Raw genomic sequence first — 14923 nt, 5'->3', positions numbered from 1 at the left:
GTTGTCAGCCAACAACCTGACCCATCTGGAAGATCGGCAGGTACATAGCGATAATCAAGCCGCCGACAAGTACGCCCAGTACAGCCATAATGATCGGCTCCAGCAGGGCTGTGAGGTTGTCGACCATGTCATCCACTACTGCTTCGTAATGGACAGCGACTTTCTCCAGCATTTCATCCAGGTTACCGGACTCTTCACCGATGGCCGTTAATTGCACAGCCATAACGGGGAACACATCCTGCTGGCGCATGGTGGCCTGCAGTTGGGTGCCGCTCGAAACATCGTTCTTTATTCGCTGAATGGCATCGCGATAGATGGCGTTGCCCGTTGCGCCGGCGACAGAATCCAGAGCATCGACAAGCGGCACACCGGCCGCAAAGGTCGTGGAAAGTACCCGTCCGAACTTGGCGACGGCTGATTTGTCCAGAATTTCACCAACAACGGGCAGTTTTAGCACGTATTTGTCGACAAGATCAGAGAACTTCTGGGATCGTCGAACAGCCTCCTTGAACAGGAAGATCGTACCAACAATGCCGAGTAGTACCACAAACCACCAAGTTTGAAGCCACTCAGACAGCCTGACTACCATCTGTGTGAATACCGGCAGATCCGCACCAAAGCCCTTGAAAAGACTTTCGAACTGAGGCACGACTTTTACCAGAAGAATAGCGGTTACGACGATGGCCACCACGACAATGGCAGCAGGGTAAGTCATCGCTTTCTTGACTTTCTTCTTGAGGATTTCAGTTTTCTCAAGGTACGTGGCGATGCGGTCCAGCATGCTTTCCAGTGCGCCGGCCTTCTCCCCGGAATCCACAAGGTTGCAGTACAAATCATCGAAGTGCCTGGGGTACTTTCTCAGAGCTCCTGCGAAACTGGTACCCGAAGAAATATCGTTGCGAATGTTGGTGACCAGTTCCTGAAGGCCCTTGTTCTCAAGACCGTCAGCCACGATGTCAAAGCTCTGAACCAACGGCACGCCGGCCTTCATCATGGTGGCAAGCTGACGAGTAAGCATGGCAATGTCGAAAGGCGTGATCTTCTTACTGCCACCAAACAGGGGTTTTGGTTTCTTCCTCACTTTGTCAGGGATAATACCCTGCTTCCGCAACTGGGCTTTTACCAAAGCCAGGTTGGTGCCAGACACCTCGCCCTTGGTTTTGTTGCCCTTGCGGTCTTTGCCTTCCCAGACGAATGCCTGAAGTTTTTCTGCTTTTTCTGCCATGCTTAATCCTTCGTCACGCGGTTGGCTTCCTCAAGGCTGGTCACGCCCTCAATCACCTTCTTGAGGGCGGACTGCCGCAAATTCGGGAAGCCTTCAGCCAGTGCCTGCTTTGCAATTTTAATCGAACTGGCCTCTTCCATAATCATGTTCGCCAGCTCGTCAGTAATCTTGACCACTTCGTAAATTCCGACGCGGCCTTTATATCCTCCATTGCATTTATCACAGCCCTTGGGACGGTACAACGTGAACCCTGTATCAATTTGTTCCTGTGTGAACCCCTCCGCTAAAAGCACGTCTTTTGGGATGTCGGCCGGTTGTCTGCAAGAATTGCAAAGCCGACGGCCCAGTCGCTGGGCAATGATCAGGCTCACCGACGTGGCGATGTTGAAGGAAGGAACGCCCATGTTCATCATGCGAGTGAGCGTTTCTGCAGCGCTGTTGGTGTGCAGGGTCGACAGCACCAGGTGCCCCGTTTGCGCTGCCTTGATAGCGATGTTCGCCGTTTCAAGGTCACGGATCTCGCCCACCATGATGATGTCTGGGTCCTGACGCAGAAAGGCCCTCAGCGCCTCTGCAAATCCGAGGCCAACCCTGGTGTTTACGTTGACCTGGTTGATACCCTCGAGGTTGATTTCCGCCGGGTCTTCCGCTGTGGAAATGTTTCTTTCGGGCGTGTTCAGTATGTTCAGGCCGGTATAAAGGGAAACCGTCTTGCCCGAGCCAGTGGGGCCTGTTACCAGTATCATCCCCTGCGGTTGCTCTAGTGCATCCATAAACAGCTGCTTCTGTTCTTCTTCATAGCCCAGAACGTCGATACCCAGCTTAGCCTGGCTTGGATCCAGAATCCGCAAAACTATCTTTTCACCCCAGAGTGTCGGCAGGGTGTTGACCCGGAAGTCGATGGCCTTTGTTTTGGACAGCTTCATCTTGATCCGGCCGTCCTGGGGGACCCGGCGCTCTGAGATATCCAGCTGCGCCATAATCTTTACCCGGGCGGAAATCTTGGGCGCCAGCTTGATGGAAGGTCGCGACATTTCCTTCAGAATGCCGTCGGTGCGGTATCGAACCCGATAGGTTTTCTCATAGGGTTCAAAGTGAACGTCTGAAGCGCCCCCGCGAATGGCGTCGAGAAGCATCTTGTTCACGTACTTTACAATGGGGGCGTCATCGACATCGCTCGTCGCAGCAACGGCGTCGTCTTCCTGCTCGCCGCCTTCGGTTTCAACGCCTTCAAGGTCGGCGTCATCCAGATCACCCATCGACGTATCATGGGACTCAAGATACTTATCAATGGCGTCCCGGAGCTTGGCGTCGTCAACCAGAATGGCGTCGGTGCTCAGGCCAGTGTTGAACTTGATCTCGTCCAGCGCTTGAATGTTCGTTGGGTCTGAGACCGCAATAAAAAGCCGGTTTCCACGTTTGTAGAGGGGGAGGGCGTTGTGTTTGCGTATCAGTTTCTCGTCGACCACTTTGTCCGGCATCATCTCCGGCATAAAAGCGTTGAGATCCAGGACCGAAACTCCAAACTCCATCGCAGCGGAAAAGGCTAGCCCCCCGCTGTTCGCAAGGTTGTTCTGCACCAGATAGGTAATGAGTGGAATGCGATTGTGGGATGCTTGAAGAAAGGCATCTTTCGCGGTGGATTCATCGAGAAGCCCGTCATCGACGAAGCGTCTCGCCAGGCCCGTAAGCGTTACATTGCTTTTATTGGTAGACATAAATTGTGTAAAAAACGCAGCCTAAGTGTCTGAAACGGATGTTGGTCTAATGGAGTGAGTTTAGATGGCTGGCAACGGTTTGGAAAGGCGTGCGCTTAATGAAGTGATCCCAGCGCCGGGAAAGCTCGGCGCGCACGGGTGCGTTATCTGACAATAATTGTCACCCAGTGACGCATGAGGGCACGGGTTCGACCGATTTTGTCGATACGATGAATTTCACAATGTTTTATAAAGTACTGATAATAAGCTGTTTGTCGTTAGTTGTATCTAGTTGGCATGAGCAATGCTTAACGAAACCCAGGCTCTAGATACCGGTCACGGGGTGCGACTCCGCCGGGCCCGGGCCGTATCGAGTGGATTAACGACAAACACAGAGGTCGACTAATGAAGAACATCCAAATGAATCACGCCCAGAAGGGTTTCACACTGATCGAATTGATGATCGTTGTTGCGATCATCGGTATCCTGGCAGCTGTTGCCATTCCTCAGTATCAGGACTATACCGCCCGTACTCAGGTTTCTCGTGTGGTTGGTGAAGTTAACGCACTGAAATCTAGCGCTGAAAGTATCTTCAATAGTGGTGGTGAAGTTGTTGATGGCGCGGATAACCTGGGTGTTGCGCCTCGCCAAATTAGTATCGGCTGGACTGGCTCCAACCTGGTTGATGATACGCAAGGAACCAACGGCTTGGTTGTTAACAACGGCGATCAGGCGGACATGTCCTACAACGTCGTAATGGGCACCGATGCTTCTGGCGCAGTCGCTGGTGCAACGATCACTGTTAGTCGTTCTATCAATGGCGCTTGGTCCTGCGGTATTACCAACGGCGACCCGGCAAAAGGCTGGAAGGACTCATACGCACCTGCTGGTTGCCCTCACAGCTAAGTTGAATTGCCTTGCAGCTTGAAGTGTTGTGAGTCAAGAATACTCAAAAACCCCGCCACTTGGCGGGGTTTTTTGTGTATCTTCACAAAATCATAAATAAGATCAGGAAGGAGGGCCGGAAAGTGGCTTCTGTTAGGTTTAAAGGGAGACTCTCTGATTTGATTCAGCCCGCATCTCGTCGTTTCCTGATCTACTTTCTTCTGCCCACATTTACATCCGTTGTTCTTGTTTCACTGTTTTCTGACTTCCTGCCAGCCGTTTTCGGTGCCTACGCAGATCAGAGGTTTTTCCAGCTTGGTTTGTTGTGGGTGGCCAGTGTTGTGGCGCTGGTTTGGAAGCCTATAGGAGGTGGGGGGCAGAAGCTGCTCCCGGCCAACCGGTCAGCGTTTCTTGTGTCGGCGGCCTTTCTAATACTGACGACTCTTAATGTATCCGGAGAGTTCTCCTGGGTAGAGCCGGGCATGTATTCGCTGTATTTCGCTGCTTTTTCTGTGGTGGGTTGGCGTATTTACGAGCAACGGCTATCACTGCCTGCAGTTTTAGCGCTGGTGTATATCGTGACGATAGGCTGCTTTTTCTATGCAGCTATGACGATGACGGTTTACCTCTTTGCCATTGTTGATGGGTTCTCCGATCTCACCGACATCATCCCCTGGGGTTTTGTGAATATGCGGTATTGGAGCCATATGGCGACTTGGTTATTACCAATACTCCCTTTGGCAATGATGTGTGGCCCGCTGAACAAGAATAGGTTATGGCAAATAGGTGTCGGTTTTACGGCCGCCATTTGGTGGTGGATGGTTTTTATGACCACTGCAAGAGGCTCGATGTTGAGCGTCGCTTTAGCAGGGTTGGTGGTGGGGCTGCTATACGGCAGAGCAGTCCTTCCTTGGCTGGCGATTTCCTTTCGATTTATTGTCTTCGGTGGTTTGGCGTGGACTCTGTTTTCCATAGTTATTCCCAGTATTGGCTCGGAGGGAGTAATAGTCCGTTCGCTTCACGCCGGTGGCTCTGGGCGTATGCCGCTCTGGCTTGAAGCCTGGTATATGACATTGCAACACTTCCCCTTTGGGATGGGGCCCCAGTCCTGGCTCACCCATCAGGCAATCAGCGAAGGTTTTCCGAGAGCTTCAAGGCTGGGGCATCCCCATAACATGTACCTAATGTGGGCTGCGGAATATGGGGGGCTGCTGATAGTGGCTCTGCTGGTTCTTGTGGCCGAAACCCTAAGAAATGTGGTCGCCAAAGCTCATCAGGTTCGAGCTGGTACGAATCAATATCCGGCGGTGCTAGCTGCATTTACCGCTTCCGCAGTCGCTGGTCTGGTGCATGCCGGGTTTTCCGCTGTCTTTATTGTTCCTGCATCCATGCTTGTGGGCTTTCTTGTGTTGTCGGTCTTTTGGTCCTTAATTCTACGCCGGCCTTCCCAAGTAAATAAAATATCGAATCAGGGAGGGTCGACCGCTACTCACTTGGTGCTTGCAATGACCATAACGCTCGGCGGAGTCATTTGGTTCACGCAGGTTTGGGAATACCATCAGGCGATGGTCGCCGATTTGATTCAGTATGAAGAAAGACCCAACGCTGCGTACTGGCCCAGATTCTGGTTCCACGGAAATTTCCCGCGCCCCGAAGGTTAAGTTATTCTGGCCCAGTGCTTGCAATGGCATGGTCATGCTTGATTTTCTGGAAGGTAACCATGTCTAAGAAGCACCAAGGCTTTACGCTGATTGAATTGATGATTGTCGTCGCAATCATCGGGATTATTGCTGCCATCGCAATACCCAGTTATCACGGCCATGTTATGCAATCCCAGGTAAATCGGGCGCTTGGCGAGCTGGCTGCCTATAAGTCTGCAGTCGAAGAGCGATTGGCGAATGGGGCAACTGTCGACAATTCGGACATCGGCTATTCGCCATCATCATTAACAACGGGCATTCCAGCGGTGGACATTGCGGTGTTAAATCCTGACGGTTCTGGTCACATCCAGGTGACCATGGGCGGCAATGCGCATAGTGACTTGGCGGGTGTTGTTATCCGTATGGAGCGTTCGGTTATCGGAAGTTGGCAATGCATTATCGACCCGAGTGGTGCCGCTAATTGGAAGGGTAGGTATAATCCCAGCGGATGTACGGTGATCTGATTGCTTAGGTGAAGTTTTGGATAGGGGAGGGAATGCTCGCATGCCCTCCCTCGAATTCAAAAGTTATACCTCTACCTCGTCGAATAATTCAGCCACCTCAATATCCCACCCAAACCTATCCCATACCCGTTTTTGCATAACATCACTCGCCAAGGCCTCACCATGGGTAATGTACACCTTTTGAGGGTTCAGACTGCCGGCACCGAGCCACTGTAGAATCTCGTTGTAGTCCCCATGTGCAGACAGCGACTCCAGATTGTGAACCTTTGCTTTAACAGGCCAGTACTCCCCAGCCTACGGCGAATGAGGGGTGTAGCGTGAACCGGTCACCGTACCCGCACTGCCAAGGAACGTCAGCTTCATGATGTCATCCCTGTAATAGTTTTGATGTGTTACATCACTATCGCCCATAATACGCAAACGCAATTAATCTGACGCAGGAAGCCGACCCTCATGCACTACAGCTCCATCCTCCCAGATGTCCTGAAAATCGCAGGCGCCGCCAGCGAAAAGGTGCTCAGCATCTACATGACGGACTTCAAGGTAGATTTTAAGGCGGACGAGTCGCCGATTACCGCGGCAGACGTCGCCAGCCATCGGGTGATTGTGGCAGGCCTGCGGCACCTCAGTCACGACATTCCCGTGCTTTCAGAAGAGGGTGCAGAGATCCCGTGGAGCGAGCGTAAACAGTGGCGACGCTTCTGGCTGATTGACCCGATCGATGGCACCAAGGACTTCACCCAACGTACCGGTGAATTCACCGTTAACATCGCATTGATCGAAAACGGCGAACCCATTCTCGGGGTCGTAACCGCGCCTGCGTTGAAAGAAGCCTACTGGGGCCTGAAAGGCGAGGGCGCCTATAAGCGCGATCGCACCGGTCGCACCCGGCGGATCAGTGTGGTCGAGCCTGGTGAGGCCAAGCGCGTTGTTGCCAGCAAAAACCACTTGAACGACGAAACCAAAGCCTTCATCAACAAACTTGGCGCCCACGAGCTGGTGCAGGCGGGCAGTTCTCTCAAGTTCTGCAAAATTGCTGAAGGCCATGCGGACATCTACCCAAGGCTGGGGCCAACTTGTGAGTGGGATACCGGTGCGGCCCATGCGGTTTTGTGTGCAGCCGGGGGTAAAGTGGAAACAACGGACGGTACGCCCCTGCAGTATGGCAAAGAAAATGTGCTCAACCCTCATTTCATTGCCGCCGGCAATTGGTACAAATGACTTGGTACGCCCTACAGCACAAGCCCGGTCAGGGCGAGCGCGCCCTGGCACATCTGCAAAACCAGGACATCGCCTGTTTCTACCCGAAAATCACGGTTGAAAAAATAAAAGCTGGTAAGCGAGCTAAAAAGCTGGAGCCATTGTTCCCCGGTTATCTGTTCGTGAACCTGGAGCAAACCGATCCAATGTGGGGAAAGCTGCGCTCCACACGTGGAATCCTGCGCATTGTCAGCTTCGCCAACAAACCCGCCCCCATCCCGGATGGCGTCATCCAGCACATTAAAGGCAGCCTGCACGCCGTGGCGGAGCAAGGCGGTATAAGACCTGGCCAGGCTGTGGAGCTGGACGACGGGCCGTTTAAGGGGGTTAGCGCCATCTTCCAGGCCTATGATGGCGATGAGCGGGCCGTTGTGCTGATCAGCTTTATGCAGAAGCAGCAAGCGGTCAAAGTTCCTCTGTCAACCCTTCATCCCCGCAGATCGGATTAGCAAAGCGTAATCCGGTAACGCGTACCTTTAGCCCAAAAGGAATGTTTCTTCACTTCTCTTCGGTCTTCAAACGGTCATAATGTCATTAACTCCCAATAAATAATGGTTACGGAATGATAGAACCACCTCAGGGGCCGTCACGCCCCCAGTACGACGACGAAATCAACCTGGTCGATCTGGCGACGACATTCCTCAGGCGCCGGCGGGTGTTCTACGTCGTTTTCGTGATGGTCTCTCTTGCTGGCCTTGCATACGCATTGTTCATGCCAGAGAAGTACGAGTATGTCACGTTGGTGAAACTGGCCGAAAAGGCAAATGGCGAGTATCTCGAAGAGCCCGCCACCATCATCGCCGAGCTGGACAGTCTCTGGGTGCCGGATCTCCAGGCTGAATACCATGGAGAGGCCGGTAGTAATCTACCGTTCAAAATTACAGCCAGTAACCCTGAAGACACCGGACTTGTTAGAATTGTCTCTGGTGCCTCACCCACCAAGACAGAACTTGTTGAGAGGAGTCATCGGCAATTAATTAAGCGATTGGGTTCTGAGCAGGGCCAGGTTTTGGCAATGCTTCGCAAAAGCTTTGAAAGGCAGATCGAATCCCTGGCTTCGACTATCAAGATGCTGGAAGGGGGGGAGAACACCGGAGACGCCATCGCATCGGCGGTAGAGAAACAACTTGCACTGGAATCGGAACTGGAAGCTCTGTCACCTTTCGAGGCTTTGGTGGTTAGCAGGCAAAGTGGCGGAAACTCAGGCCCATCTCGAAGCCTGATTACAGTGCTGTCGGTATTGCTCGGGTTAATGGCGGGGGTATTGACCGCGTTCTTTGCAGAGTTTGCCGGTTTGGTGAAAGCAAAATATCGGGAGGCTAACCAGTAACATATATTTCGAAAGACGTTTAACAATTTGTTGCCTCCCAATGGCCTGGCAATGGGCGTGTCAGGGATATTGTCACTTGCGTGTCATATAGGATGCCGTAAAATCGTCGCGCTTTTGACACAGAAACTTCATCAACCGACAGGGATACAGTTGGGATTTGGTTGTTCCCTCCTTGTTGTTCGTTTTTCCTGTCAATTTTCAGAAATTAGTCGGTATATGACCTCAAAACACTGGACCCTGGTCGGTGGGGCGGTAGCGTGCCTGATCGTCTCTACGCATTCGACAATGGCCCATGCCGCCCCTTGGCTGGAACCCGGTGACAACCGCGCCCGCTTCGCACTGCAAAAGCTGGCGGACCGTGGCCACCTCGACCGCACGACCTCCACCTGGCCCGTGATGATGGGCACGGTGCAAAGTGGCCTGGGCCGGAACACTGGCAGCGACACATCGGCCATTGGCGGCCCGTTGGCTTACCTCAAATTCGAAATGGACGAGCAGGGCAAGCAGGGCTGGCGCGCGGAATACGAACTGGGCGCGACCAACGAGCCGACGTTTGTGCGACGCTTCCAGGCCGGCCCTCGTGAAGCAGCGGAAACCAGCCTGAACTTGCAATGGCAAGGCGAATCCTTCGCCTTCGGGGTAAAGCCCGCCTTTGCGGTCAACCCGGAAGACGATGAATCCCTACGCCCGGACGGCTCCTACCTTGCAGCCACCGCTGGCAACTGGGTGTTCGGTGCCGGCGCTATTGACCGCTGGTGGGGCCCGGGTTGGCAAAGCAGTTTGATCCTCTCCAATAACGCCCGCCCGATGCCTGCTGTGTGGCTGAACCGTAAGGACGCCGCAGAGCCGGAGACCACCTGGCTGAAATGGATCGGACCCTGGCAGTTCACCACCTTCGTTGGTCAACTGGAAAGCGAGCGTGCGGTTGCTGATGCAAAGATGATAGGCATGCGCCTGACGGTAAGGCCCATCGAAGGCCTGGATATTGGCTTTTCCCGCGCCATCATGTTCGGTGGCGAAGGCAGGCCGGAAGGTGCCTCCACCATCTGGAACGCCCTGATCGGCCGTGACAACGGCCAACTGGAAGAGAACGACCCTGGCAATCAATTGGCCAGTATTGACGCCCGCTACGGTTTTTCCATCGGCGATCAGGCCATGGGTGTCTACGGCCAGATGATGGGCGAAGACGAAGCCGGTGCCTTCCCGGCCCGCAAATCCTGGCTGTTGGGTACGGATTGGACCACTCAATTATTAGAGAGTGATCAGCAATGGTTTGTAGAATACGCCAACACGCTGGCTGATGACTTTCTGGGCAATGCCATGCCCAACATCACCTATAGCCACACCCGCTATCAAAGCGGTTATCGCCACAAAGGCCGCAGCATGGCCTCCACCGTTGATGGTGACGCTGAATCTCTGACTATTGGCGCATTCAACTTTTTCCCGGATGGCCGTAACCTTTCGGCCTCTGTAGCCTACCTGGATCTCAATAAAGATGGCCAGAACCGTGCGGTTGTTACAGATGACGACATCTTCTACACCGTTCCTGACGGCAACCAAACGGCTGCTATGGTATCCGTAGGTTACGGCACGCAATTTCTCAACGGATGGCTGGATATCACGGCCCAGGCCACCGACAAAAAGATAGAATTCATCAGCGGCGAGAAAGACCAATGGTCTGTCGGTGCCGCCTGGTGTTATCGCTTCTAAAAAACGGATTCGACTAAGTGAACCTGACCAAACGACTACTGATATCACTGGCGCTTTTATTGCCAGTAACCACCGCTGCTCAATCCATAAGTCAGTCCCAGATTGAACAGTTCAAGAGCATGCCAAGGGCCCAACAGGAAGCACTGGCTAGCCAGTATGGGGTGGATCTGGATTCAATCGCAGGCTCTGCAAGTCAGCGGGACCGGAGGCCTCAGAGCGTGAATGTGGTAGAGCCGGTTGATGCGATTTCCGACGAGGAGCGGATGCAGGCTCAAGAAGAGAAAAAAAGGGATGAAAAGCAGGATCGCAAAAATGGCGGCCTCAAGCCCTTCGGATATGACCTGTTCGCCGGCAGCCCTACTACTTTTGCACCGGTAACCGAAATCCCCATTCCCAATGATTATACTCTGGGCCCGGGCGATGTACTACGGGTACAGCTCTGGGGCAAGGAAAACCAGCAACTGGAACTGCCCGTTTCTCGGGATGGTACCGTCAGCTTTCCGCAATCAGGCCCCCAAACCGTTGCGGGCCTGACGTTTGACCAAGCCAGGCAGCAGATTAAGAAGCGAGTTTCCGAGCAATACATCGGTGTGCAGGCCAGCGTTTCCCTGGGAGAACTGCGCAGCATGCGAGTGTTTGTTCTGGGAGAAGCACGAAACGCCGGTTCCTACACTGTCAGTTCCCTCTCTACCATTACCAACGCGCTCTATGTGTCCGGCGGTATTAAACGCACGGGCTCCCTACGTAAGATTCAACACAAGCGGGACGGAAAGCTGGTCGGCGAACTGGACCTGTACGACCTGTTGCTGGCGGGCGACACCTCTGACGACAACCGCCTGCAACCCGGCGACGTTATCTTCATCCCGCCCGTGGGCGACCGCGTAGGCATGCAGGGTGAAGTCTACCGCCCTGCACTTTACGAACTAAAAAATGGCACCAACCTGCAGGAACTGGTGAATCTGGCCGGTGGCTTAACACCGCAGGCCTATCCGCAACTGGTGCGTATCGAGCGGAACAATGACGATTTCCTGCGCATCATCGCCGAAGCCAACCTCACCACGCCAAAAGGTAAGCAGGCAGAGGTTAAACCCGGCGACCGAATAGAGGTGGCTTCGATCTCCGACATCACCGGCCAGTACGTGGAAGTGAACGGGGCTGCAACTCGGTCGGGACGATATGCCTGGGTACCGGGCATGCGAGTGAGCTCCGTTATTCGCTCTCTGGATAGCGATCTTCTCCGTGAAGCCGACAAGCGCTACGCCGCGATAGTTCGTACCGACCCGGATACTGACACTGTGTCTGTTATTAACTTGCGCCTGCGAGAGGCCCTCAACAACCCCGGCGGCGAGAACGATATTCTGCTGCAGGAAAAAGACCAGTTCCTGATTTTTGCGGATGAAGGCAAGGTAATCGCAAAAAGCCAGGACCAGAACGACACGATGACCGTGCGCTCTGCTTCGAATAACAGCACAAGCATCCCTGCGAATAACCTTGGTGGCACCAACAGCGAAGAAGGCAATGAAGTGGATTATAGCCGCTTCAGCCGCGAAGCGCTGTTCGCACCGGTATTGCAAAGGCTTAAAGCCCAGGCCAAGCCGGGAGCTCCCCAACAGACCATCCAAGTGACAGGGCCGGTACGCTACCCCGGAGAATACCCGTTACCAGCCTCACGGCAGGTTTCAGATGCGATCTACGTAGCCGGTGGCCTGAAAGACTCAGCTTCCCTTTATACCGCTGAACTGGCCCGTTTCGGAGTGGACGAAGAGGGCACGGGTGAAACCAGGATCATAAGCCTGAACCTGGAGGCGGTCATGAAAGGTCAGGCCTCCGCCGCGCTAAAAAGCCGGGACCGCCTGCTGATCAAATCCATACCGGAATTCGCCCAAGCCAGGACCATCGAACTGGATGGCGAAGTCCGCTACCCCGGCCAGTACACTATTCGCAATGGTGAAACACTCCGCGACGTGATCGAACGCGCTGGAGGCCTCACTGACAACGCCTTCCCGGAAGGCGCCATATTCACTCGGGAGAAACTCCGCCAACTGGAGGCCCAGCGCCTGCGTGAAGCTGAAGAGCGATTGCAGGGTGACTTGGTAGGCGTACAACTGGAAGGCGATGACTTTGGTGGCCAGAATGCGGAACGCACCCAGCAGGTCCAGGACCTGCTTGAAGAAGTGCAGGATTCACGCCCCGTCGGGCGAATGGTGATCAACCTAGCGGCAGTTGTGGGCAGCGACGACTATCAGCCCATTCGCCTTCAGGATGGTGACACATTAACAGTACCAACCATCCCACAAGCCGTCAGCGTGTTTGGCGAAGTCCAGTTCCCCACCAGCCATCTGCATACAGAGGGTTTAACCGTGGATGACTACCTTGAACGCAGTGGCGGCCCAACCCGACAAGCGGATGAGGAAAGGGTATACGTAGTGAAGGCTGATGGTTCCGTGATACTGCCCGAGAAAAGTCGCTGGTTCGTCGGGCGCAGCCAGCAACTGGCGCCGGGTGACACTATTATTGTGCCCATTGATGTGGACAGGCTGAATCAGTTGGAGCTCTGGAGTAACGTGAGCCAGATTGTCTATCAGATGGCGCTGGGCGCAGCTGCGGTAGGGAACTTGTAATGACCCGATACGAACGTGTACCAGAACCGCCTGAGACCAGATATCACCCCAATGACGAAATAGATCTCCGTCAGCTCTTCACCACCCTATGGCAAGGCAAGTGGATAATTGTTGCAACGACCATCCTCTTTGCTGTCGCAGGGGTGTTTTATGCACTTAGCAAACCCAACATCTATCAGGCAAGCGTACTCCTGGCTCCAGCCCAAAGTGAGGGCAACCCCAGCGGTATCAGTGGCCAATTGGGTGGCCTGGCAAGTCTGGCTGGCATCAATCTGGGCGGCGGTGGTTCTAACAAAACCGTCATTGCCAAAGAGGTGCTTAAATCTCGCGCGTTCCTTACCGACTTCATTCATCGCCACAACCTCAGTGTTCCGCTTATGGCGACGGAAGCCTGGAATATGAAAACTCAAAGCTGGGTGATCGATCCAGAAATTTATAGTGTGCAAAGCGGTGAGTGGCGGCAGGACGATGACGGAGAAAGTCTCAAGCCCACTGACTGGGACATGGTCAAGAAGTTCAGGGACGGTCATCTCAGCCTATCTGAAGACAAAGAAACCGGGATGCTCACAGTAAGGCTAAAAAGCCTCTCTCCACCCGTGGCAAAAGAATGGGCAGACCTGCTGATCAAAGACATCAACGAACACATGCGGCGGCAAGATGTACAGGATGCCGAAGCCCGCATTGCTTATCTGGAAGAAAAGCTCAATGAAACCAATATAGCCGGCATGCAGCAGGTGTTTTACCAACTAATAGAAAGCGAAACCCGAACCGTAATGCTGGCCAATGCCCAAAATGAGTATGTTTTTAAAACGGTAGACCCGGCCGTAATTCCCCAGGAAAAAAGTGAACCAAAACGGGCACTCATAGCTGTAGTTGCCACTATGCTTGGCGGAATGCTGGGCCTCGTCATCGTCTTTGTTCGAGCCTTCATTCGCTCGGGTAAGGAGGAAACAACTGAAGAAAAAGAGTAGCCCTCGGTTACCTTCCGACTCGCTACTTTTGAACTTTTTACTTGAAATACAATCCATTCGCAGACCATCTCATATTCGTTGAAAGGACCAAAAATGCAAAAGACATTCGCCCTCATCGGTGCCGCCGGCTATATCGCCCCCCGTCATATGAAAGCCATCAAAGACACCGGCAACGAGTTGGTTGCTGCACTGGATAGAAATGACTCCGTTGGCATCATTGACAGCTTTTTTCCAGATGCGGACTTTTTCACCGAGTTTGAGCGCTTTGATCGCCATATTGACAAGCTTCATCGCGCAAACGGCGGGCGGGCAGTCGATTATATCTCCATCTGTTCTCCGAACTACCTGCACGATAGCCACATGCGCTTCGCACTCCGTTCAGGTGCGGATGCGATCTGTGAAAAACCCCTGGTGTTGAATCCCTGGAACATCGACGGCCTTAAGGAGATAGAAAATGACACCGGGCAGAAGGTAAATACTATCCTCCAGCTCAGAGTGCATCCCTCAATCATCGAACTCCGTGAAAAAGTAAAACGCGAGCAAAAAGATACCAAGCACGAAGTCGACCTGACATACATCACCTCACGCGGCCACTGGTACATGCAGTCCTGGAAGGGCGATGAAAAGAAATCCGGTGGAATCGCGACCAATATTGGGGTGCACTTCTACGACATGCTGCACTTCATCTTCGGTGAACTTCAGGAAAACGTTGTTCATCATAGCAGCGACACCATGGCGGCAGGCTACCTTGAATACGAAAAGGCCCGCGTTCGCTGGTTTCTGTCAGTAGACTACAAGTATGTCCCTGAGAGTGCCAAAGCCCAAGGCCAAAGAACGTATCGCTCCATCACTGTTGATGGAGAAGAGCTGGAATTCTCCGGTGGCTTTGCCGATCTCCATACCCGCAGCTACGAAGAGATTCTGGCGGGCCGCGGCTATGGCCTTGAAGATAATCGCGTAGCTATCGAAACCGTTGCTAATATTCGCAACGCCGATCCAATCGGCCTGAAGGGTAATTACCACCCCTTCCTCAACAAAGGTTGATCATTAGGCCTCCTTT

At 53.5% G+C, this 14923-nt stretch carries 12 protein-coding genes and 1 pseudogene; 10 read left to right on the top strand and 3 right to left on the bottom strand.

All coding sequences use genetic code 11. From position 1 onward, the window contains the following. Positions 1 to 4 precede the first annotated feature (4 nt). Together AC0B60_RS07125 and pilB are read right to left on the bottom strand one after the other, a co-directional pair. The gene (locus AC0B60_RS07125) at positions 5 to 1225 is read right to left on the bottom strand and encodes a type II secretion system F family protein (protein WP_465085061.1); all 1221 of its coding nucleotides are present in this window, start codon (positions 1223 to 1225) and stop codon (positions 5 to 7) included. Between the two features lie 2 nt (positions 1226 to 1227). Continuing rightward, positions 1228 to 2943, bottom strand: coding sequence for a type IV-A pilus assembly ATPase PilB (gene pilB, locus AC0B60_RS07120; RefSeq protein WP_465085060.1), 1716 nt, complete (start codon positions 2941 to 2943; stop codon positions 1228 to 1230). A 384-nt stretch (positions 2944 to 3327) separates the two neighbouring features. On the opposite strand from pilB, the gene AC0B60_RS07115 reads away from it, so the two are divergent. The 3 genes from AC0B60_RS07115 to AC0B60_RS07105 all read left to right on the top strand — a co-directional run bounded on the left by AC0B60_RS07115 (position 3328) and on the right by AC0B60_RS07105 (position 5971). Next, the gene (locus AC0B60_RS07115) at positions 3328 to 3828 is read left to right on the top strand and encodes a pilin (RefSeq protein WP_465085059.1); all 501 of its coding nucleotides are present in this window, start codon (positions 3328 to 3330) and stop codon (positions 3826 to 3828) included. A gap of 158 nt (positions 3829 to 3986) precedes the next feature. Beyond that, on the top strand, positions 3987 to 5468 hold the full coding sequence (locus AC0B60_RS07110) for an O-antigen ligase family protein (protein WP_465085058.1): 1482 nt from the start codon (positions 3987 to 3989) through the stop codon (positions 5466 to 5468). A 59-nt stretch (positions 5469 to 5527) separates the two neighbouring features. Beyond that, the gene (locus AC0B60_RS07105; protein WP_465085057.1) at positions 5528 to 5971 is read left to right on the top strand and encodes a pilin; all 444 of its coding nucleotides are present in this window, start codon (positions 5528 to 5530) and stop codon (positions 5969 to 5971) included. Positions 5972 to 6034: 63 nt separating this feature from the next. Here AC0B60_RS07105 and AC0B60_RS07100 read toward each other — a convergent pair. Continuing rightward, positions 6035 to 6238: pseudogene (locus AC0B60_RS07100) on the bottom strand (MBL fold metallo-hydrolase RNA specificity domain-containing protein); the annotation flags it as partial. Positions 6239 to 6424: 186 nt separating this feature from the next. Here AC0B60_RS07100 and cysQ point away from each other — a divergent pair. The 7 genes from cysQ (at position 6425) to AC0B60_RS07065 (ending at position 14907) form a co-directional block, all read left to right on the top strand. Further along, complete coding sequence (gene cysQ / locus AC0B60_RS07095) at positions 6425 to 7192, top strand: 3'(2'),5'-bisphosphate nucleotidase CysQ (protein WP_465085056.1); 768 nt, start codon at positions 6425 to 6427, stop codon at positions 7190 to 7192. Then, complete coding sequence (rfaH, locus tag AC0B60_RS07090) at positions 7189 to 7680, top strand: transcription/translation regulatory transformer protein RfaH (RefSeq protein WP_465085055.1); 492 nt, start codon at positions 7189 to 7191, stop codon at positions 7678 to 7680. The genes cysQ and rfaH overlap by 4 nt, the downstream gene beginning before the upstream one ends. 113 nt (positions 7681 to 7793) lie before the next feature. Beyond that, a complete protein-coding gene (locus AC0B60_RS07085) occupies positions 7794 to 8561 on the top strand; it encodes a Wzz/FepE/Etk N-terminal domain-containing protein (protein ID WP_465085054.1) in 768 nt (255 codons plus the stop codon). Between the two features lie 216 nt (positions 8562 to 8777). Next, positions 8778 to 10271 carry a capsule assembly Wzi family protein gene (locus AC0B60_RS07080; RefSeq protein ID WP_465085053.1) on the top strand — a complete coding sequence of 498 codons (1494 nt, stop codon included), beginning with the start codon at positions 8778 to 8780 and terminating at the stop codon, positions 10269 to 10271. A 17-nt stretch (positions 10272 to 10288) separates the two neighbouring features. Then, the gene (locus AC0B60_RS07075; RefSeq protein WP_465085052.1) at positions 10289 to 12892 is read left to right on the top strand and encodes an SLBB domain-containing protein; all 2604 of its coding nucleotides are present in this window, start codon (positions 10289 to 10291) and stop codon (positions 12890 to 12892) included. Beyond that, positions 12892 to 13863, top strand: coding sequence for a Wzz/FepE/Etk N-terminal domain-containing protein (locus AC0B60_RS07070; protein WP_465085051.1), 972 nt, complete (start codon positions 12892 to 12894; stop codon positions 13861 to 13863). The genes AC0B60_RS07075 and AC0B60_RS07070 overlap by 1 nt, the downstream gene beginning before the upstream one ends. Before the next feature lie 93 nt (positions 13864 to 13956). Next, positions 13957 to 14907, top strand: coding sequence for a Gfo/Idh/MocA family protein (locus AC0B60_RS07065; protein WP_465085050.1), 951 nt, complete (start codon positions 13957 to 13959; stop codon positions 14905 to 14907). Positions 14908 to 14923 lie beyond the last annotated feature (16 nt).

Source organism: Marinobacter sp. V34 (genome assembly GCF_055524115.1).
This window is presented reverse-complemented; position numbering and strand designations above follow the sequence as displayed.

What these genes read in the sequence shown, in the direction of transcription:
- cysQ (WP_465085056.1), top strand. Translation starts at nt 6,425, where the DNA reads ATGCACTACAGCTCCATCCTCCCAGATGTCCTGAAAATCGCAGGCGCC.
- AC0B60_RS07085 (WP_465085054.1), top strand. Translation starts at nt 7,794, where the DNA reads ATGATAGAACCACCTCAGGGGCCGTCACGCCCCCAGTACGACGACGAA.
- AC0B60_RS07080 (WP_465085053.1), top strand. Translation starts at nt 8,778, where the DNA reads ATGACCTCAAAACACTGGACCCTGGTCGGTGGGGCGGTAGCGTGCCTG.
- AC0B60_RS07065 (WP_465085050.1), top strand. Translation starts at nt 13,957, where the DNA reads ATGCAAAAGACATTCGCCCTCATCGGTGCCGCCGGCTATATCGCCCCC.
- pilB (WP_465085060.1), bottom strand. Translation starts at nt 2,943, where the DNA reads ATGTCTACCAATAAAAGCAATGTAACGCTTACGGGCCTGGCGAGACGC.
- AC0B60_RS07115 (WP_465085059.1), top strand. Translation starts at nt 3,328, where the DNA reads ATGAAGAACATCCAAATGAATCACGCCCAGAAGGGTTTCACACTGATC.
- rfaH (WP_465085055.1), top strand. Translation starts at nt 7,189, where the DNA reads ATGACTTGGTACGCCCTACAGCACAAGCCCGGTCAGGGCGAGCGCGCC.
- AC0B60_RS07105 (WP_465085057.1), top strand. Translation starts at nt 5,528, where the DNA reads ATGTCTAAGAAGCACCAAGGCTTTACGCTGATTGAATTGATGATTGTC.
- AC0B60_RS07070 (WP_465085051.1), top strand. Translation starts at nt 12,892, where the DNA reads ATGACCCGATACGAACGTGTACCAGAACCGCCTGAGACCAGATATCAC.
- AC0B60_RS07125 (WP_465085061.1), bottom strand. Translation starts at nt 1,225, where the DNA reads ATGGCAGAAAAAGCAGAAAAACTTCAGGCATTCGTCTGGGAAGGCAAA.